General features: G+C 65.3%; 15 protein-coding genes, 1 rRNA gene and 6 pseudogenes. 21 read left to right on the top strand and 1 reads right to left on the bottom strand.

The genetic code is table 11. The features are described 5' to 3' along the window. Positions 1-11: 11 nt before the first annotated feature. The 16 genes and pseudogenes from PAA8504_RS18835 to PAA8504_RS22595 form a co-directional block, all read left to right on the top strand. Complete coding sequence (locus PAA8504_RS18835) at positions 12-1052, top strand: family 8 glycosyl hydrolase (RefSeq protein WP_181375873.1); 1041 nt, start codon at positions 12-14, stop codon at positions 1050-1052. A 204-nt stretch (positions 1053-1256) separates the two neighbouring features. Next, positions 1257-1478, top strand: coding sequence for a type II toxin-antitoxin system Phd/YefM family antitoxin (locus tag PAA8504_RS18830; RefSeq protein WP_219928956.1), 222 nt, complete (start codon positions 1257-1259; stop codon positions 1476-1478). Then, positions 1469-1921, top strand: coding sequence for a type II toxin-antitoxin system VapC family toxin (locus PAA8504_RS18825; protein ID WP_306419545.1), 453 nt, complete (start codon positions 1469-1471; stop codon positions 1919-1921). The genes PAA8504_RS18830 and PAA8504_RS18825 overlap by 10 nt, the downstream gene beginning before the upstream one ends. Before the next feature lie 441 nt (positions 1922-2362). After that, positions 2363-3607, top strand: coding sequence for an AAA family ATPase (locus PAA8504_RS18820; protein ID WP_181375872.1), 1245 nt, complete (start codon positions 2363-2365; stop codon positions 3605-3607). Between the two features lie 21 nt (positions 3608-3628). Further along, the gene (locus PAA8504_RS18815) at positions 3629-3904 is read left to right on the top strand and encodes a hypothetical protein (RefSeq protein ID WP_108895691.1); all 276 of its coding nucleotides are present in this window, start codon (positions 3629-3631) and stop codon (positions 3902-3904) included. Positions 3905-4403: 499 nt separating this feature from the next. Next, a complete protein-coding gene (locus PAA8504_RS18810) occupies positions 4404-4886 on the top strand; it encodes a hypothetical protein (RefSeq protein WP_146190532.1) in 483 nt (160 codons plus the stop codon). Between the two features lie 15 nt (positions 4887-4901). Next, positions 4902-7259 carry a UDP-forming cellulose synthase catalytic subunit gene (bcsA, locus tag PAA8504_RS18805; RefSeq protein WP_108895689.1) on the top strand — a complete coding sequence of 786 codons (2358 nt, stop codon included), beginning with the start codon at positions 4902-4904 and terminating at the stop codon, positions 7257-7259. A 3-nt stretch (positions 7260-7262) separates the two neighbouring features. Continuing rightward, entirely contained in the window at positions 7263-9569 is a 2307-nt protein-coding gene (locus PAA8504_RS18800) for a cellulose biosynthesis cyclic di-GMP-binding regulatory protein BcsB (protein WP_108895688.1), read from the top strand. Continuing rightward, positions 9566-10657, top strand: a complete 1092-nt coding sequence (locus PAA8504_RS18795; RefSeq protein ID WP_181375871.1) for a family 8 glycosyl hydrolase — start codon at positions 9566-9568, stop codon at positions 10655-10657. The genes PAA8504_RS18800 and PAA8504_RS18795 overlap by 4 nt, the downstream gene beginning before the upstream one ends. Beyond that, positions 10642-12081 (top strand): tetratricopeptide repeat protein, encoded by a 1440-nt coding sequence (locus PAA8504_RS18790; RefSeq protein ID WP_108895686.1) that lies wholly within the window; start codon positions 10642-10644, stop codon positions 12079-12081. Before PAA8504_RS18795 ends, PAA8504_RS18790 begins: the two co-directional genes overlap by 16 nt. A 394-nt stretch (positions 12082-12475) precedes the next feature. Then, positions 12476-12841 carry an IS66-like element accessory protein TnpA gene (gene tnpA, locus PAA8504_RS18780; protein WP_108895685.1) on the top strand — a complete coding sequence of 122 codons (366 nt, stop codon included), beginning with the start codon at positions 12476-12478 and terminating at the stop codon, positions 12839-12841. Further along, a pseudogene (tnpB, locus tag PAA8504_RS18775) lies at positions 12838-13226 on the top strand (IS66 family insertion sequence element accessory protein TnpB). The gene tnpA (PAA8504_RS18780) and the pseudogene tnpB (PAA8504_RS18775) overlap by 4 nt, the downstream one beginning before the upstream one ends. 242 nt (positions 13227-13468) lie before the next feature. Further along, positions 13469-13525, top strand: a pseudogene (locus PAA8504_RS22985) (hypothetical protein); the annotation flags it as partial. A 114-nt stretch (positions 13526-13639) separates the two neighbouring features. Further along, positions 13640-13868, top strand: a pseudogene (locus tag PAA8504_RS22980) (hypothetical protein); the annotation flags it as partial. Between the two features lie 4 nt (positions 13869-13872). Then, positions 13873-14016, top strand: a pseudogene (locus PAA8504_RS18765) (transposase domain-containing protein); the annotation flags it as partial. Next, a pseudogene (locus PAA8504_RS22595) lies at positions 14013-14240 on the top strand (plasmid pRiA4b ORF-3 family protein); the annotation flags it as partial. The pseudogenes PAA8504_RS18765 and PAA8504_RS22595, both read left to right, overlap by 4 nt. 56 nt (positions 14241-14296) lie before the next feature. Here PAA8504_RS22595 and PAA8504_RS22325 read toward each other — a convergent pair. After that, positions 14297-14431: pseudogene (locus PAA8504_RS22325) on the bottom strand (IS5/IS1182 family transposase); the annotation flags it as partial. 346 nt (positions 14432-14777) lie between these two features. On the opposite strand from PAA8504_RS22325, the gene tnpA (PAA8504_RS18755) reads away from it, so the two are divergent. The 5 genes from tnpA (PAA8504_RS18755) to PAA8504_RS18735 all read left to right on the top strand — a co-directional run. Beyond that, complete coding sequence (gene tnpA / locus PAA8504_RS18755) at positions 14778-15182, top strand: IS66-like element accessory protein TnpA (RefSeq protein WP_108895681.1); 405 nt, start codon at positions 14778-14780, stop codon at positions 15180-15182. Beyond that, positions 15179-15529, top strand: coding sequence for an IS66 family insertion sequence element accessory protein TnpB (gene tnpB / locus PAA8504_RS18750; protein WP_108895680.1), 351 nt, complete (start codon positions 15179-15181; stop codon positions 15527-15529). The genes tnpA (PAA8504_RS18755) and tnpB (PAA8504_RS18750) overlap by 4 nt, the downstream gene beginning before the upstream one ends. A 60-nt stretch (positions 15530-15589) precedes the next feature. Next, positions 15590-17236 (top strand): IS66 family transposase, encoded by a 1647-nt coding sequence (gene tnpC, locus PAA8504_RS18745; protein WP_108895679.1) that lies wholly within the window; start codon positions 15590-15592, stop codon positions 17234-17236. Continuing rightward, complete coding sequence (locus tag PAA8504_RS18740) at positions 17233-17829, top strand: plasmid pRiA4b ORF-3 family protein (protein WP_108895678.1); 597 nt, start codon at positions 17233-17235, stop codon at positions 17827-17829. The genes tnpC and PAA8504_RS18740 overlap by 4 nt, the downstream gene beginning before the upstream one ends. A gap of 588 nt (positions 17830-18417) precedes the next feature. Further along, a 16S ribosomal RNA gene (locus PAA8504_RS18735) occupies positions 18418-18540 on the top strand; the annotation flags it as partial.

The following is an 18540-nucleotide window of genomic DNA, read 5'->3' as shown; positions in this document are numbered from 1 at the left end:
AGAGCATCGGTTTGAAACGCAGGACAGTGCTGGCCATGATCCCCGCCAAGGTCATCTCGGCGACCGCTCCCGCAGCCGCCCTTGCGGGCGCTACGTCCTGGCAGGACGCCTGGGAGGCGTGGAAGGCGGCGTTTCTGACCGGCGAGGGGCGCGTGGTCGACGCGCTCCAGGAGGCCGCGAGCCATTCGGAAGGACAGGGCTGGGGCCTTGTTCTGGCGGTCGCGTTCGACGATGCGGAGGCCTTCGCGCGCATGTTCGCCTGGACGGAGCGCACCCTCGCGGTTCGGCAGGATGCGCTCTTGGCCTGGCGCTGGCGGCCCGGCCGCGGGGTTACGGATTTCAACAACGCCTCCGACGGGGATCTCTTCTACGCCTGGGCGCTTTTGCGAGCGGCCCGGCGGTTCGGCGTGCCCGCCTATGCCGACCGCGCCCGGGCCGTGGCAGGGGCGATCGACGCGATTCTCGTCCGGGAGAGCCCGCAGGGCGGCCTGCTGCTGCGCCCGGCGGCCGAGCGGTTTTCGGGGCCCGGGGCCGAGACGATCAACCCGTCCTACTACATGCCCCTGGCGTTGCACGCGCTGGCGGCGGCCTTTGATCTTTCCAGGCTGGCCCGCGTGGCCGATGACGGCGCGGCGATACTGGCGCGGATCGCCGAAGCGGGCCTCGTCCCCGACTGGATCACCGTAACGCCCCAAGGTCTGCGCCTCCCTGACACCCTTTCCGGCCTCTATGGCTACGACGCCTTGCGCGTGCCTCTCTATCTCATCTGGTCCGGCCGCTTCGGTCATCCCGCCGTCGCCCGCGCGCGCGACCTCTTCGCATCGGCCCGGACCCGTGGCGTTCCGGTCCGGGCCGATCTGGAGGGCAAGGCCACCGAACGCAGCGACGCGGCGGGGTACCGTGCGGTCGCGACGCTGACCCGCTGCACGGGGCGTACCGTGTCGCGGGAAAGTCTGCCGCCCTTCACGGCCGACCAGCCCTATTATCCGGCCACGCTCCATCTGCTGGCCCTCGTGGCGGCTCTCGAGACGACGGATGCGTGCGTGCCGTGACGCCTCACGCGCTTTCGGGATGGGCCCCGGTCCCTTCGAGCCGCGGCCGCCGTTTTCCAAAGGGGGGCTGATCGGGGCCAGCTTTTTGCATTTCCTGTTGCCGGTGCCGATGAGGCGGCATTTGCCAACCTGCGCATGAGAGCCTAACTTAGTCCAAGTCTTGGACCAATAAGCGTGTTTGCGATGCGGAGACATACCGTGCAGATGAATATTGCGGAGGCGAAGGCGAAGTTGTCCGAACTCATCGCCGCCGCGGAACGTGGCGAGGAGGTGGTTCTGGCGCGAGGCGGGCACCCGGTCGTGCGCATTGTCGCGGCGTTTCCGACGAAGCCCAAGTTCCGCTTTGGGGTTGCTGCGGGGGAGGTCGACCGTGTTCCGGACTTCTTCGAGCCCATGGCCGAGGATGAGCTTGCTCTATGGGAATGACGGCTGTTTTGCTGGATACGCACACATGGGTGTGGAGCATGCTCGATATGCCGGACCTCAATCCGGCAGCCAAGGGGGTGATCGAGGAGGCTCAGACGGTCTATGTGCCGCCCTGTAGCTTCCATGAGATCACGCAGAAGCATCGGTCCGGGAAGTGGCCAGAGGTTGGCTCCATCGTGGCCCGGCTTCCGGCTCTCCTCCGAGCCCAAGGCGGCGTTGTAGCCCCTTACACGGCCGAGATGGCAATGCTCTCAGGCGGGATGGAGTGGAGTCACCGCGATCCATTCAACCGGATGATCGCTGCAACAGCGATCGAGATGGCGTGTCCGCTGGTTTCAAAAGATCCCGCGTTTGACGGACTGAAAGGATTTCCGGGGTGGAAGGGCCGACTGTGGTCTGAAGAGCCCGCGAAGAAATCTTCGTCGACGATTCCCCGCCAGTAGGGCGGGACATATTCCACCGACAAAATTTGCACCACGAAATGCAAGGGGCTGGTGATCGGGGCGTCACCCGCAAGAAATTGAAAGAGAGCTTCCCCCCTGGAGATCGCGGTCTTGGGACCCTCGGCGTGAAGAGCCGTCGGCAGGCTGTCGGGCCCGACCTTGCAAGGGTCTGGGCCCGTGGGGTCGGATCCGATGACCTTGCCTCACCCGGGATTGACACCGGATCCACGCCCCCCATGTTTCGGGTCATGCTGATGCTGCGCTCGATACGCTGACCGATCCACGCGCGCCCTTCTTGGAAGGGGCGCGCCTAGTGGGGAGGCAGCGCGTGCGGGATGTTCATCTTCCCTGATGACGCCAATGAGGAACGGGGACCCGCCTCCAGGCGCGCAAACCGTCCGGCCTCTTTGCCTTTCCGATCCGGATGCCAGGAGACGCGTCGTGCAGACATTCACCATCCATCCTCCCCTCGTTGCCCCGTCGAGCTTGCGCGAGACGAAGGCGCACGTGAAGGAACGTTACCTTCGGGTGCGCCGCCTGGTGTTTCTGGCGCGCCTTCAGGCTCTCGGCCTTCTTTGGGTCGTGGACAGCGAGGGAACATCGCAAAGGGTGCAGGTCTCCGGGGCGTTTGATGATCTCTCCTCCGACACCCAGGGGGAGATCATGGCGCGCCTGGCCGCGGCCGGGCTCGAGGAAAGCTCCGCGCCGACGAGCTGGGAGGTGCATCTGGCGCTTTCGGCCAGGCTTGAACGCACCATCTCGGAGGCTTTGCGTATCGGGAGCAGGGCCGAGGCGATGATCCGGCGCCGGGCGGAGCGGCTCCATGCGTGCCGCGCCCCGCATTCCGTTCCCGCGCAGCTGCGACCGGGCGAGGCCGAGAGGCTGATGGCGGCCAGCGGTCCGATTCCCCTGGCCGGTCCGCGGAGCGTTCATGCGGTCGACGAGCTGTGGGCCGCGGTTCACGCCACGGCGCCCTGGATGGAGTCGGCCAGTGCGCGGCTCTACCGGGCCATGCGCGGGGCGGTTGCGGGGGGGCGGGGGCCGTTCATGCCGCCTGTCCTGCTCTGGGGCGCACCGGGGATCGGCAAGACGACGCTGCCGCGCCGGCTGGGAGCGCTGATGAATACGCCGGTCATCGAGATCGATGCCGGGCTGTCGACCGCGGCGTTCCGGGTGGCGGGGGCCGACAGGACCTGGGCCTCGTCGCATCCTGGCGATCCGATCGAGGCGATCCTGCGCCACCGCGTGGCGAACCCGATCGTCGTGGTGAACGAGATCGACCGGGTGGGTGGCGGGTCGCTGAAATCGGGCGGGACGCGCAGCTCGCTGGCGGACGCGCTCCTGACGCTTCTCGACCGCGGCAGCGCGGCCGGGTTCAGGTGCCCGTATTTCGGGCTTGGCTTTGACATGTCGGCGATCACCTGGGTCCTGACGGCGAACACGCTCGACGCGGTCGACCCGGTTCTTTTGAGCCGGGTGATGCGTGTCGAGATCCCGCGCCCGGCCCCTGTGCATGTCGCGCAGATCGTCCGCCAGGGCCTCGGCGATCTCGATACCGGGATCGCGTCGGAGGCGGCCCGTCTGGTGGCGGCGCGGTGGGACAGCGACCCCCGCATGACCCTGAGGCAGGTCGCGGCGCTCGTCGCGCGCCTGCGCGACGGTGACTTGGCCCCGCGCCTTCACTAGAGACTGCAAGGACATCCGAGCATGCATGATACACCCGGCCGCCTCGCTCCTGCCGGTCCGATCCTGGCGAAGTCGTCTCAGGAGGGCCTTGTCGCTCCGATCGACTTCATCCTGCTGGTCCCCTACGGGCTGGGGGCTATCGTCACGCCCCTGCCGGGCGTTCTTTTCCTGGTGCTGCCCATTGCCGCCCCGCGCGCCCGATCGCAGCCGGCCACGTCGATGGTTCTGCCAGTGTTGTTATTCCGGGGCGTGGCTCTTGTCGCGGGGGGCGCGGTTCTGGGACGGATCGTGACCTGACCCTCGGAGCATCCCGCCGCGGTCGCGCGCGGGTCTGGCGGCGCGGTACCGGGGGGAGAATCGGGTGCCATTCTTTCGCCCAAGAGAGCGGGCTCGGGAGGGAATTTCGCAACCTCCTATGGGCTAATCCCGATGGGTATACATCCTCAGGTGGAAAATAAGGCGGAAACGTACTGTTTTCACGGTTTTTCATGGACAGGCGAGAAATTGCTGACTTATCAAAAATTCCGAGATTAACGTAAAGTTAACGTACTACCGAGCAGTACGCGGTCCGGGCGGCAAAAACGTCCTTCCCCATGACATGACAGGCAGGATCGCCCGCTTCGGGCGATGTGATTTGGTGTGTAATTTGAGGAGGCGCTGCGCTCGGATCGCGGCGTAATTCTGAATGTTGTGGGATATCGGTCGGAGACTTCTGTTTCCTCCTTTCGTGAAACGCATTTTATTATGCCTTTCAATGATTTCCCTGGCGGGGTGTTCTTCCGCTCCGGCGCCATTCGTGTCCGCAATGTTTTTCACGGCCCCCGGACAGACGCGCCTGACCGGAATTCTCGCCGAGGAAGAGGGCTTTGGTCTTCCCAGTTCGGTGGGGGGAGGTGGGGACCGCCTGTTGCCGAATGACACGCTGACGCCAGGCGACAATGTACTTATGTACAAGGACGTTTCCAGGTTGTCCCTGCGGTCGCACGTGGCGCGGACCTTGTCGAGTATTGGCGGAGCTCCGGCGCCGTTCGAGTTCGTGACCGTGCGCGATTTCCATACCGCGATGGATGGTGAAGGCCTTTACAAGTTCGCAGTGGCGCGGCCCCTCGATGGGACGACATGTGTTCTGGCCATTCGCGAGGTCACGTATGTGGGCTTGGAATTGGCGATCGGCGCGACGGGCACCACCAAGATCTTGCGTAATTGCGTCCTGGGATCGGCCCGGGACGCCCTTTCTCCAATATTGTCGACGACGGACGTATTTAATCCGTTTCTCTGATCGGGGTAATTGAAAATGAGAACTGCATTCTCGAAGCGGTCCGGCTTCGCGCTCAATCTTGCGTTCTGGTCACTCTCGGTCGCGCTGGTTGTTTTTTTCGCGAGCGTATCGACATCGGTCTCCGTCCAGGCCTTGCTTGGGCTTCTCGCGGTGGCCGCGATCCTGATCCTGCGCCCTTACATATCCTCGCCCACGGGCCGCATGATCTTTCTCGGGATCGCGTCCATCGTGGCCCTGCGTTACTGGTTCTGGCGGCTTCTGAACACTTTGCCGAGCCTTGACGATCCGATTTCCTTCGCGGCCGCGAGCCTTCTCTTCGGCATCGAGACCTACGCGATCGGGGTCTTCTTCCTGGGCAATTTCATCATGGCCGACCCGGTGCGCCGCGCGCCGCCACCGCCCGTTGAGGCGAACGACTTGCCCAGCGTCGATGTCCTCATTCCAAGCTACAACGAGCCGACCGATCTTCTGGCGATCACGCTGGCCGCGGCGTGCAACCTCGACTATCCGCGCGACAAGCTGACCATCGTGCTGTGCGACGATGGCGGGACCGACCAGCGGTGCTCCGATCCCGATCCGGGGAAGGCCCGGGCGGCGCAGCAGCGGCGGCGCGACCTTTTCGAGCTGTGCCGCAAGCTCGGCGTGACCTACCGCACGCGGCCGTTCAATCGCAGCGCCAAGGCGGGAAACCTCAACGAGGCGCTGGCGCATCTTTCCGGCGAGCTCGTCGTGATCTTCGACGCCGACCACGCCCCGACGCCGGATTTCCTGATGCGCACCGTGGGGTATTTTTCCCAGAACCCGCGTCTGTTTCTCGTGCAGACCCCGCATTTCTTCCTCAACGACGATCCGGTCGCGCGCAATCTTGGGCTCGGCGCGGCGCCCCCCGAGAACGAGATGTTCTACCGCCAGCTGCATGAGGGGCTGGACCGGTGGGGCGGGGCCTTCTTCTGCGGCTCTGCCGCGGTTCTGCGCCGCCGGGCGCTCGACGAGGTGGGCGGCATTTCGGGGACGAGCATTACGGAGGATGCGGAAACCGCCTTGCAGATCCACGGGCGCGGCTGGGAGAGCCTCTATGTCAACCACGCGATGATCGCCGGCCTGCAGCCCGAGACCTTCGCCTCCTTCCTGCAGCAGCGCGGCCGGTGGGCGACGGGCATGATCCAGCTTCTGATGACGCGCAACCCGTTCACGATGCCCGGGCTGAGCCTCTTTCAGCGGCTTTGCTACTTCAATTCGATGGTCTACTGGCTGTTTCCGGTGTTTCGCCTGATCCTGCTCATGGCCCCCTTGAGCTATGTCTTCTTCGGGGTGGAGCTGTTCGTGACGAGCGCCTCCGAGGCGCTGGCCTACATGTTGAGCTACCTCACGATCACCTATCTGGTGCAGAACACGCTGTTCGGGGCAAGTCGCCATCCGTTCCTGTCGGAAATCTACGAGATCGCCCAGGCGCCGTACCTGGCCCGGGCGGTCATCGGGGCCATCGTCAATCCGCGCAAGGCCGATTTCAAGGTGACGAGCAAGGACGAGACGATCTACGAGGATACGATTTCGGACGTGTTCGCGCCGCTCGCGGGGCTGTTTGCGATCCTGATCGCCGGGCTTGTCGTGATCGGTTGGCGCTACTACGCCTTCCCGGGCGATCGCAGCGTCCTCGAGCTCGTCGGCGCCTGGGTGATCTTCAACACCGCATTGACCGGGGCCGCGCTCAGGGCGGTGATGGAAGTGCGCCAGCGGCGCCAGGCGCCGCGCGCGCAGATCGCGGCGGCCGGATCGCTCGTCTTGCGCAGTTCCCGCCCCGAGGCGCCAGGTACGCCCGTCTCGATCCGGGACGTCTCTTATGGTGGCGCCGGTCTGAGCCTCAAGACCGCGCGGGCGGGGGGAGGCCAGCCGTTCTTTCTTGATGACAAGGTCCTGTTGGCGCTCGCGGAAGACGGTGCGGCGGCATCTGCGCCGATCGAGGCCCGGGTGGCGAATGTGCGAGTGGAGTCGGGCGAGACAATCCTCGGCCTCGCCTTCGACGCAGGCCAGGCCGCGGGCGGGCTGCGCACGATCGCGCGGCTCCTGAACGGCAGCAGCGCGCGCTGGGAAGCGGCCCGCGCCCGGCGGGGAAAACATCAAGGTCTCGTGGCAGGCCTTGCCCGTCTCGTCGTCCTTGCCCTTTCGGGGATCGGCACGATTCCGGCCTTGCTCTTGGCGGGACGTGGGGACACCGCGAACGCGCCGGCCGCCGAGCCGCAGCCTGGCGTCCGGATCCAGCAAGAGATCCGTCGTGAGGAGGCCGCAAGCGCGATACGCGCCGAGCCAACGCCCATCTTTGTCCATTCCGCCGGCAGTCGTGACCGCTCGGCGATCTCCTCGCACGGAGCCTGATCCATGAACCGTTCCTTCACGATGTGTCTTCGTGCCGCCTGCCTTTGCCTGGTCTGTGTGGTGGGTCTGGCCCCCGAAGGGAGGGCCCAGATATTGCCCGCCCCATCGCGTCCGGCAATGTCGCTCCCCGTTCCGCCAGGGAGCGCGGCGATCCTGTCCGAGGAGGGGGAGATCATCGCGCTGCCTTCCCTGGCCGAACGTGAGGTCGAGGACGCCCGCATCGTGCTTCTTCTGGGCACGCCGGACACGGCTGGGAGCGATGTGATCGCGCTGCCCGGCCAGGGGCCGGATCGGCAGGCCCCGCAGGCCTCCGGGCAGCCCATGCATCTTGCCGCGCTCTGGCCGCGCCGGGCCGGCATGACCGCGGGAACGCGGGTCAGATTGACTGGCGAGCGGGACGCGGTGGAGTTCCTGCTCTTCGTGGATGACCCACGGGGGGTGTCGGAGATCGTCCTGACCACCCAATCGAGCGCCTATGTCTTCCCCGAGCGGTCTCGGGTGTCGGTGACGATCGGTCAGACGGATCTGGCAAGCTTTGCGCCGGGCAACATCACCGAGGCCGGCCGGATCGCCTTCGAGGTTCCGCCCGGCGCCCTGCGCCCGGGACCCAATCTTCTGCGGGTTTCGGTCGATCACGCGCATCGGATCTTCTGCGGGGCCGAGGCAGCCTACGATCTGTGGACGGAGATCGATCTGTCGCAGAGCGGGGCGCAGCTTGCGGGACGCTCGATCGGGTCGGGCGCCGCGGGGTTCTTCACGGCCGCCGGAATCGCCCGCGGCACGGGGGATCCGATCCATGTCCTGGGCGGGGCCGACCGCGCGCAGGTCCTCGATGTGCTCGCCCGTCTCGGCCATGTCATGAACGGGGACGGTCTGTCGTTCAGCTTTGAGGCCCCCGAAGGAACCGACGCTGCGGCCCCTCTCATCCGCGTCGAGCCCGGCGCGCAGTCGCAGGTTCGGTTTTCGCGGGACCACCAAGGCCGCAGCGAGATGCGGGTGGTGATCGGCCCGGCGGGTCTGCCGGATCTGCGGGGCGATCTGGGACCGGGGATCGTGCTCGAGGATCCGCTGCCCGAGCTTGCGCGGAACCGGAAGGTCTCGCTGCGCGAACTGGGCTACGGCGATCACGAGGTCGCGCAAAATCTCTGGTCGGGTCGGTTCGGCTTCGCCCTGCCGGCCGACTGGCTGATCACGACCGATGCCCGGGCCGAGATCGGCCTGCGGATGGGAACGGCTTACATGCTGCCGGCGGGGGCAGAAGCGCGCGTGCTCGTCAACGGATCGGCAATCCGGATGCTGCCGCTGTCCGACCGTCTCTACGAGAGCGGCAAAGCTCTGCGGATCCGCTTTCCGTCCCGATTGCTGCGCGGCGGGCGGAACGAATTGCGGATCGATCTCGTCGTGCCCGGGGATCCCGCGGACCGGCCATGCCCGGTCGTCTCTTCGCCGAAGATGTTCCTCGATGCCGAGACCACGTTGTTCGTGCCCGCATCGCCGCAGATGGTCGGTCCCGATATCGGCCGCGCGCTCGACCGTTTGACGGTCGCGGGACTTCTCGATCCGGGCGACGCCGGCGCGATCGGGTCGGCGGGGATTGCCCGGCTGGCCGCAACGCTTCCCCTTGAGGGGGAGGCCGGCCCCGGGCCCGGCGTCAACCTTCGGGTTCTGGGGATCGACGAGGTTCCGCAGGCCAGCTTCGGGTCTCTCTGGTCGGGCCGCGAAGTCTTGCTGAACACCCTGCAGATCGAGACCGACCCTGTGGTGGTGACACCTGCGGTGGTTCCCGGTCTGCCGGCGCCGCCCCCGGTCGAAACCCTGCGCATGTCGGTTTTGCCGGAGGGCAATCCCGTCCACTGGCTGGCCGGGACCGCCGGCGACATGGCGCGGGGGGCCCGGGATCTCCTGCGCCCCGACATGGCCTCGGATCTGGCCGCCTGGATGGCGCCGCGCCGGGGGCAGGCGATGCTCTATCAGCTCGATAAGGAGAGCCCCGACCAGCTCTATCTCGTCCTGGCCAGCGGGGCCGACGTGCAGACGGTGTTTTCGGCCCTCGGGCGGGCCATGGTCTCCGATGTTCCGCTGGGCGGGCAGGTGGCGCTTCTCGATTGGGAGGGGAACTGGGCGAGCTGGGCGGATCGGACCCGCTTGCCGGTTCTGACGGGCAAAATGTCATGGGGCAATCTGCGGGCTGTCATCGGCAATTACGCCTCGGCGCGACCGCTTTATTTCGCGCTGGCGCTGATGGCGCTGACACTGGTCTCGGCGATGATCGCCCGGGGCGTCATCCTGCAGTCGCGGCCGCGGTCATGACCACGCGTCGCGAGCTGTTGCGATGGACGGCGCTGGCGCCGCTCGCGGGGGTGGCGGGCATGATGCCGCAAGCGGCCGCAGCCGACGCTCTGACCCCGCTCTGGCAGGCCTGGACCTCCGTCCACATGACCGCGGAGGGGCGCGTGGTCGACCGCTGGCAGGACAATGCCAGCCATTCCGAGGGGCAGTCCTACGGTCTGCTCCTGGCTGAGGCGATGGGCGACCGGGAGAACTTCGAACGCATTCTCGACTGGTCGACCCGCAACCTGGCCGTCCGACCAGATGCTCTGCGCGCCTGGAAATGGGCGCCCGAAAGCGGCGGTCCCGGGGATGGGCCCGGGACGGTCACGGACATGAACAACGCCTCCGATGGTGATCTCTTCCACGCCTGGGCACTTTTGCGAGCCGCGCAGCGGTTCGGCGTGGCGGACTGGACGCGTCTGGCCGGGGAGATCGGATCGGCTCTCGCGGCCAGCTGCGTCAGGCCCGATCCCGCGGGGAAGGGGGGTGTGGTCCTGTTGCCCGGGGCAGAGGGATTCGAGATCGACGGCGGCGTCGTTCTCAACCCGAGCTACTGGTGTCCGCGCGCCATGATGGCCGTGGGGCGGGTGGCCGGGTCCCAGGAGCTCGAGAGTGCTGGGGCGGACGCCGTAGCGCATCTGGCAACCCTGTCACGCAGCTCCCTGCCGCCCGACTGGGTGTCGCTGACCGCGGCGGGATATGCCGAGGCGCCGGGCAAATCCGCCAATTACGGCTACGAGGCCCTGCGCGTGCCGCTCAATCTCGTATGGTCGGGCCTGTCGGGACATCCGGCTGTGCTGCGCGCCGCTGCGGCCTACCAGCCGTTCCTGCTCAACGACCTGCCGGACATCCCGACGATCATCGCGCCCGTGGGGGGGCAGATCCTCGAGACGAGCCCGGATCCGGGGTATCGCGCGATCGCGAACCTGGCGGCCTGCCTGGAGCCGGAGAGCAACCTGCGGGCGATGCCGGCCTTCACGGCCGCCCAGCCCTATTACCCGGCCACGCTGCATCTTCTCTCCCTTGTCGCTCAACGTGAGGCTTCGTTCCTATGCTACAGTTTCTGAACACCTGCGGCGCCGCTCTGGTCGCGGTGTCGCTCCTGTCCTCCGCTGTCGCGGCGCAGGACCGCAAGATCAACGAATCCGATCTCGCGGCGCTGCGCTATTTCCTGTCGATCGATGATCAGGAAAGTATCACGGCCGAACGCCGCCGGCTGCTGGAGGCTTTCCCCGGGGCTGATGTCGACGAGATGATCGCGCAGATGGATGCCCGGGCCAGCATGGTCGACACCACGGAGATGTGGCGTCTCATTGCCTCCGGGGAATTCGCGGCCGCGCGCGATCTGATCGGGCGCACGCAAGCGGCGCGCCCTGACTGGACGCCGCCGGAGGACATGATGTCGGTCCTGGACGAGACGCAGGGTCAGGCGGCATTCGAGGCCGCCTTTGCTGCGCAGAGCCTTCCCGAGGCGATGGCCGCGGTGAATGCCTATCCCATGTTGATGACCTGCAGCCGCATCAACAACGCCTGGCGCCTGGCCGAGCTTCAGGCGGTGAAGGGGCTTTTGGATCAGGCCGTCATCACGAATTCGGGCATCCTGACCACCTGCCGCAACCCCGACCATGTCATCGCGACCTTGCAGAAGACGGCCAGGATCGGATCGCCCGAAATCATGGAGTCGTTGTTCGAACTCGCCGCCTCCCGCAATCCCGCGCTGGCGCCGCGGCTGGCGGCGCTCGAAACGGAACTGGCGCCGATCATCGGGGTACCGGAGGACCGGACCACCAAGACGGCCGGCCGGACACCGCCACCGCCCCGCGGCGTCACGCCGGCAGTGCGCCCGTCCGCGCCCCGCGTGGTCGAACCCCGCGTGGCCGAGCCCCGGGCGGTGGTGGCCCCGGTGCCCGCGGCATCGGCCGCTCCCGCGGCGGTCTCTACCGATACCGTCACGGCAGCGGCCCGGGCGGCGGACCGGCAGGACTGGTCCACCTGTCTGCAGTTGACGGCGAATGCCCGCACCCCCGAGGCGCTCGGCCAGCGCGGATGGTGTGCGATGAATTATGGCCGCCCCCGCGAGGCGATCGCGGCGTTCACCACGGTGGCCCGTTCCGGCGCGACCGCCACGCAGGTGCGCGATGCGACCTACGGGGCGATCTTGAGCTACATGTCCGCGGGCATGACCGCCGAGGCGGCCAATCTCTACCGCCGCGCCGATTTGTCGGCGGATCAGCGTCGGACCGCGGGGCGCACGGTTTTGTCCGCGCTCGCGTCCGAGGCGTTCGAGCGGAAGCGGTACCGCGATGCGATCGCCTATATCGACCGGCTCAGCCAGTCTGTCGGAACGCTTGACCGGGGCATGGCGATGCTGCGCGGGTATGCCTTGCTGAGGGAGAACCGGATCGGCCCGGCGCGCGAGCAGTTCCGCGCGGTACATGCCACCCAACCGGGTCCGGATTCCCTGAACGCGATCGCCCAGGCCGGGCAGTAAGCCGAGGTCCCCGTACCTGCTTGTCCACGAGAAGAAGCAGCTGGTAGCGCAAGGTAGCCGGCGGCGTGCAGGCTCGTCAATGTCGCCGCATCGACCTTGTCAGTTTTCACGTGGGCATGCGCGACTGCCTTCACCTGGAAGGAATTGGCAATCACCACCCGCAAAAACGCCATGCGGTTGCCGGTCGCTTCGATCACCACCTCGTCCGTCTTCTTCGATTGCCTGCCGAACCCCTACAGGGCCGTGCGGGTCATCTCGACCCGGCCTTCATGCCGGGTCAGACCGTTCTCCCAGATTACCACCTTTTCGGTAAGCGTCCGGCGTCGCTGCTCTGCCGCGCATAGAGTGTGCTGGATAGTGTCCACCATGGGATAGTGGACACTGTGGGTGCGTGATGGCGCGTCGGACGAAGCGGCTTTGGACGGATGAGGAGAAGCAGTCGATCTGTTTGCAGACGACGGCACCGGGTGTTTCGGTTGCACGGGTGGCGCAGCGCTACGCGATGAACGCCAACCTGATCTTCAAGTGGCAGCGCGACCCGCGCTATGCGCCGGAGGCTTCGGCAGAGCCGGACGCGGCCTGTTTCCTTCCCGTCGAGATCGTGGATCAACCCAAGCACGACAACAGCGGGACCGCAGCCGGTCCGGAGCCTGCGGCAGGCACGATTGAGATCGATACAGCGGGTGGTCATCGTTTGCGGATCAGCGGAGCCTATGATCCCGAGGCGTTGGCCCGGCTGATCCGGGGCCTGTCCGCATGATCCCTGTCCCGGCAAACACCCGCGTGTGGCTGGCAGCGGGCGTAACGGACATGCGGCGCGGGTTCACCACGCTTGCGGCCCAGGCGGAGACGGTGCTGAAGCAGGACCCGTTCGTCGGTCACATATTCGTCTTCCGCGGGCGGCGCGGTGATCTGATCAAGATTATCCCCCTCTCGTGACATTGCTGCGCAATGCACTGCCGGGCAGCGGGTGGGACGGCCAGGGTGCGTGCCTGTTCGCGAAGCGTCTTGAGAAGGGCCAGTTCGTGTGGCCGTCGGCGAAGGAGGGCAAGATCGCCCTGACGCCGGCGCAGCTGGCGATGTTGTTGGAAGGGATTGACTGGCGCCTGCCGCAGCGGAGCTGGAGGCCGCTGAAGGCGGGATAATCCGGTGCCAGCGGCACGCCCGGGATTCCTGTTTCGCCCTTGTTTTGGTATGATAGGCCATGCTGGACGTGGCCAAATTCCTACCCGAAGACCCCGAGGAACTGCGGCAGTTCACGGCGCTTTTGCTCGCCGAAGTGAAGTCGCAGGCGATGCTGATCGAGAAGTTGCGCCACTAGCTTGCCGGTCACCGCAGCCATCGGTTCGGGACATCTTCTGAGACGATCGAGCAGCTTCAACTGGCTTTGGAAGCCAGCGAGATCTCCGTCGCCAAGATGACCGCGAAGCTGCGCCTGCCGGACGAGGAGAAGGACAAGCCGAAGCGTCGTCCCATCCCCGATCACATCCCGCGCCAGGAGATCGAGCTGACCACCGGCGATGACGACTGCGCCCATTGCGGCGGCGCGCTGCGGCGCTTGGGCGAGGATGTGACCGAAGAGCTGGAGTATGTTCCCGGCGCTCGACCATTGTTCTTGAACCAATGGCGAACAAGGTCTTGCCATCGTGAACCGCATCGTCCGTCCGCGCCTGGCCTGTTCCGGCTGCGAGGCCTTTACCCAGGCTGCTTTGCCATCCCGCCCAATCGAGCGCGGTCGCCCCGGTCCCGGTCTGCTGGCGCATGTCCTGGTCTCCAAATACGCCGACCGAGACCGCCAAACTGAATGGCGTCGACCCGCAGGGATGGCTCGCCGATACACTGGCCTGCATCCCAGACTACAAGATCACCCGCGTGGATGATCTGCTGCCGTGGAACTGGCGGTCGGCCCCGGAGAAGGACCACAGCCCGGCATGACCATCGCTCGATTGAAGATTACCCTCGAGGCCATCGAGCCCGTCGTCTCGCGCACTCTCGAGGTGCCGGTCGATATCCGCCTTGAGCGGCTGCATCTCGTCATCCAGGCCGCGATGGGGTGGGAGAACTACCATCTCTACGAGTTCATGGTGGGCGAGATCCGCTGGGGGTTGCCTGATCCCGACTTCGGCACGGACGCGCTGCCGGTCGCCAAGTCCAGCCTCGCAGGCGTCGCCAGCACCGCCGGAACAGCGCCGATCTGTTACATTTACGACTTCGGGGGGCGGCCTTCATGCGACGCCAGCCACACCATGTCCTTGTCGACCCGAACCAACATCGAGCCGCGCTTGCGCAGCGACGCGTTGTAGTTGGACCAGTTCACTGTGCGGTAGCCGGCGGGCGATGGCTTACTCATGCGAGCCCTCTAACCGATTGGATTAGCGCTATTAATGGTCCGAAGCCAGAGTTCCGCGACAATGCCAGTCGACACAAACGACACTTCACACATGCCGACTCGCCAAACGACACTTTACACACGCTCAAACGACACTTCACACACGGGAAAATTCCATAGGCCTTTATATTTTCGGCATGAACCGTCTCATATAGCCAGCCTAAGAAATGGTCGCTCACTGTCGCGGCTCAGCGAGGTAAGCTTCACCGTAGTAGGCACTAAAGAGACATGCTTTCAGCGTTTTAGACGTAACGCTCCGGGGAGGGCCGCCTGACGCCATTCAAGCCAAAGTGGTAGGTCCGACCTTATGGCCGACCTTACGTTCAGACCCGAGATCGAAGTTCTTTCTGCCGCGGATGGAGTGCGACGCCGCCAGAGGAGCGAGGCGGACAAGCTGCGGATCGTCGAGGAGAGTTTCCTTGGGCACCGGCAGGCCAGTGCAACGGCGAGGCGGCATGGCATCTCACGGTCGTTGATGACTACTTGGCGGCGGCAATATCGGAACGGCGAACTTGGGGTATGCCGGCCGCCGTCGTTCACGCCGCTGGCGCTCGCGGTAGAGGCCCAAGATAGAACTCCCGAAACAGGGACGCTGCCTGCTGCCGAGGGCAAGGCGGAGATCATGCTGGCGAACGGGCGCCGCCTCGTGGTGCCCCTCCATATCGACCCCGCGGTGCTGGCGCGGTTGCTGCCGGCGGTCGACGGACAATGATTGCCCTCCCGGCGGGGGTGCGCGTCTGGATCGCTGGCGGGGTCACCGACATGCGCCGTGGGATGAACACTCTGGCCCTACAGGTTCAGGAAGGGCTTGGGCGCGATCCGCACGCCGGCGAGATCTTCTGTTTCCGGGGCCGCAAGGGCGACCTGGTCAAGCTGCTCTGGCACGATGGGGTCGGCATGTCGCTCTACATCAAGCGGCTCGAGGCCGGGAAGTTCATCTGGCCGACAAGCGCAAGCGGCGACGCTGTTCAGGTCTCTGCGGCCCAGCTGGGCTACCTCTTGGAAGGGATCGATTGGCGCAATCCGCGTTGGACGCAACGACCTGCAAAGGCGGGATAAATCTTTCCTTTGAGCCCTATTTCAGTAGGCATCGCGAGGTCCGTGTAGTAAATTTCCGCTATGCCAGATGCCGCTTCCGAGATCGCCAGATTGCGTGCCGCGCTCGCGGCCTCGGAGGCCCGTGTCGCGACAGCGCAGGCGCGTGCATCCACCGCCGAGAGCGAGCTGGCGCAGGCCCGCGCGGTGGTCTCGACCTCCGAGGCGATGATCAAGCATCTCAAGCTCGAGATCGCCAAGCTGCGACGGGAGCAATACGGCCATAGCTCGGAGCGCGGCGCTCGCCTGATCGACCAGATGGAGTTGCAGCTTGAGGAGCTCGAGGCCGCTGCCACCGAGGATGAGCTCGGCGCGGAGAAGGCGGCAAAGACCACCTCCGTCACGGGCTTCCAGCGCCGCCGCCCGGCCCGCAAACCCTTTCCGGAGCATCTCCCGCGCGAGCGGGTCGTAATCGAGGCGCCGACCGCATGTTCATGCTGCGGCTCCGACCGCATCGTGAAGATGGGCGAGGACGTCACCGAGACCCTTGAAGTGATCCCGCGCCGCTGGAAGGTGATCCAGACCGTCCGCGAGAAGTTCACGTGCCGGACTTGCGAGGCGATCAGCCAGCCGCCGGCGCCGTTCCATGCAATACCGCGCGGATGGGCCGGGTCGAACCTTCTTGCGATGATCCTGTTCGAGAAGTTTGGACAGCACCAGCCGCTCAATCGCCAGGCCGAACGCTATGCCCGGGAAGGCGTCGAGCTAAGCCTCTCGACCCTGGCCGATCAGGTCGGCGCCTGTGCCGCCGCGCTCGCGCCGATCCATGCCTTGATCCGCGACCACGTTCTGCGCGCCGAACGGTTGCACGGCGACGACACGACCGTGCCACTTCTCGCAAAGGGAGGGACGAAGACCGCGCGGCTCTGGACCTATGTTCGGGACGACCGGCCGTTTGCGGGCGGCGCGCCGCCGGCGGCGCTGTTTTACTTCTCCAGGGACAGGGAGATGACCCACCCGACCCGGCATCTCGCGGGATGGCAGGGTATCCTGCAAGCCGATGCCTATAGCGGATACAACGATCTCTATCGCGGCGACCGTGATCCCGGGCCGGCGAGCAGCGCGCTGTGCTGGAGCCATGCTCGCCGGAAGTTCTTCGAGCTCGCCGACATCAAGGAGAAGGCCCGCAAGAAGAAGCCGGACCACGACATCTCCCCCGTCGCGCTAGAAGCAATCAAGCGAATCGATGCCGTCTTCGACATCGAACGGGAGATCAACGGCCTGGATGCCGGATCGCGGCTTGAAGTCCGACAACTTCGCTCACGCCCACTGGTCGATGATCTTCACGAATGGATGCGGAGCGAGCGCGACACGATGTCGAAGCACAACCCGGTGGCCAAGGCGATCAGCTACATGTTCAAGAAGGACCGCTGGGAGGCCTTCACCCGCTTCCTCGACGATGGCCGGATCTGCCTGACGAACAATGCCGCCGAGCGAGCGCTGCGTGGCGTGGCTCTTGGCCGGAAGTCATGGCTCTTCGCCGGCTCCGAGCGCGGCGGCGACCGCGCGGCCTTCATATATTCCCTGATCGTCACCGCGAAGATGAACGACATCGATCCCCAGGCATGGCTGGCCGACGTGCTCGCCCGGCTGCCGGACATGACCGCTTCGCAGGTGCCAGACCTCCTGCCTTGGAATTGGGCCCCGACACGGCAAAGAATGGCCGCATGACTCTGATTGCCCGCCTTCGGATCATTCTGAACGACGTCGAGCCAATGCCGATGCGCCATATCGAGGTACCGCTGAAGATCAGGCTCGACCGGCTGCATGAGGTCATTCAGGCGGCCATGGGCTGGACGGACACCCATCTCTACGAGTTCCGCGTCGGTGATGCCGGTTGGGGACTGCCCGACCCGGAAGGGTTCTACGACGGTCCCATGGATGCGAAGAAGATGACCCTGGAAAAGCTGCTCAACCGCACCGCCACCAGGACGATCCAGTATGTCTACGACTTCGGCGATGACTGGGAACACAGTATCCGGATCGAGCGGGTAAACGATGCCACGCCGGGCATCAGCTATCCCCGGCTGCTGAAGGCCACCGGCGCCTGTCCGCCCGAAGATGTCGGCGGCGCCTGGGGCTACGAAGAGTTCCTCGAAGCTCTCACCGATCCTGACCACGAACAACACGAGGACATGGTGCGGTGGTCGGGAGGAGACTTCGACCCCGAAGATGCCGGAACTGACAGCATCATCGAGAGCTTCGACCGACTTGCCAAGAAATGGGCTCCGCGACCTCGCAAACCCAGGGCGGAGACAAAATAAAAGCCAGCTCCTACGGCCTACGCCGAATGCTTACTTTTAGACTGCTCCTGCAGTCGGAAGCTCAAGCTTCGGGCTGGCCGAGCTTTCAGGAAGCGAAACAGTGGCTTGCCGCAGCTTCTGAACAAAAGAGCGGATCTAACCTAAAAAAACCTCTTGCAGGTTCCCGGCTCCACCCATAGGTAGCGCTTCACCGCCGGCGCCGAGGTGCTGACGGGGATGCGGATGGGTCGCTGAAGTGGCTCATGACGCGGACGAAAATTAGACATATGGCAGGCGGGGCGCGCTGGAATATTTAGCGCATCGTGTTTGTTTTTTTGTCGTGCTCTTTGAAACTGACGGTATCTGAAGAGATATGCGGGCGGTCACGGTTCATTTCGATGGATCAGCTCTCGTATATCGGCCTCTTAGCTTTCGGGCGATAATGGAGGAGACAGCTTCACTGTTTGGCGAGTTACTTCGGTGACTTTGACCAAGCAGAAAGCTTTCATCGGTTATTCTGGGTATTGGCCTCAAGTAGGCGAATAGCCGGTAGGCCGTTGAAAGATGTGCGAGGGTTCGAGCGTCAAGGATACATCTTTCGGGATGTTTCAACTTGAGAGTTTGATCCTGGCTCAGAACGAACGCTGGCGGCAGGCCTAACACATGCAAGTCGAGCGCACCTTCGGGTGAGCGGCGGACGGGTGAGTAACACGTGGGAACGTACCCATTCCT

It is taken from the genome of Palleronia abyssalis, assembly GCF_900302445.1.
GTDB lineage: Bacteria > Pseudomonadota > Alphaproteobacteria > Rhodobacterales > Rhodobacteraceae > Palleronia > Palleronia abyssalis.
Note: the sequence above shows the minus strand (reverse complement) of the source record. Positions and strands in the feature narration are given on the sequence as shown.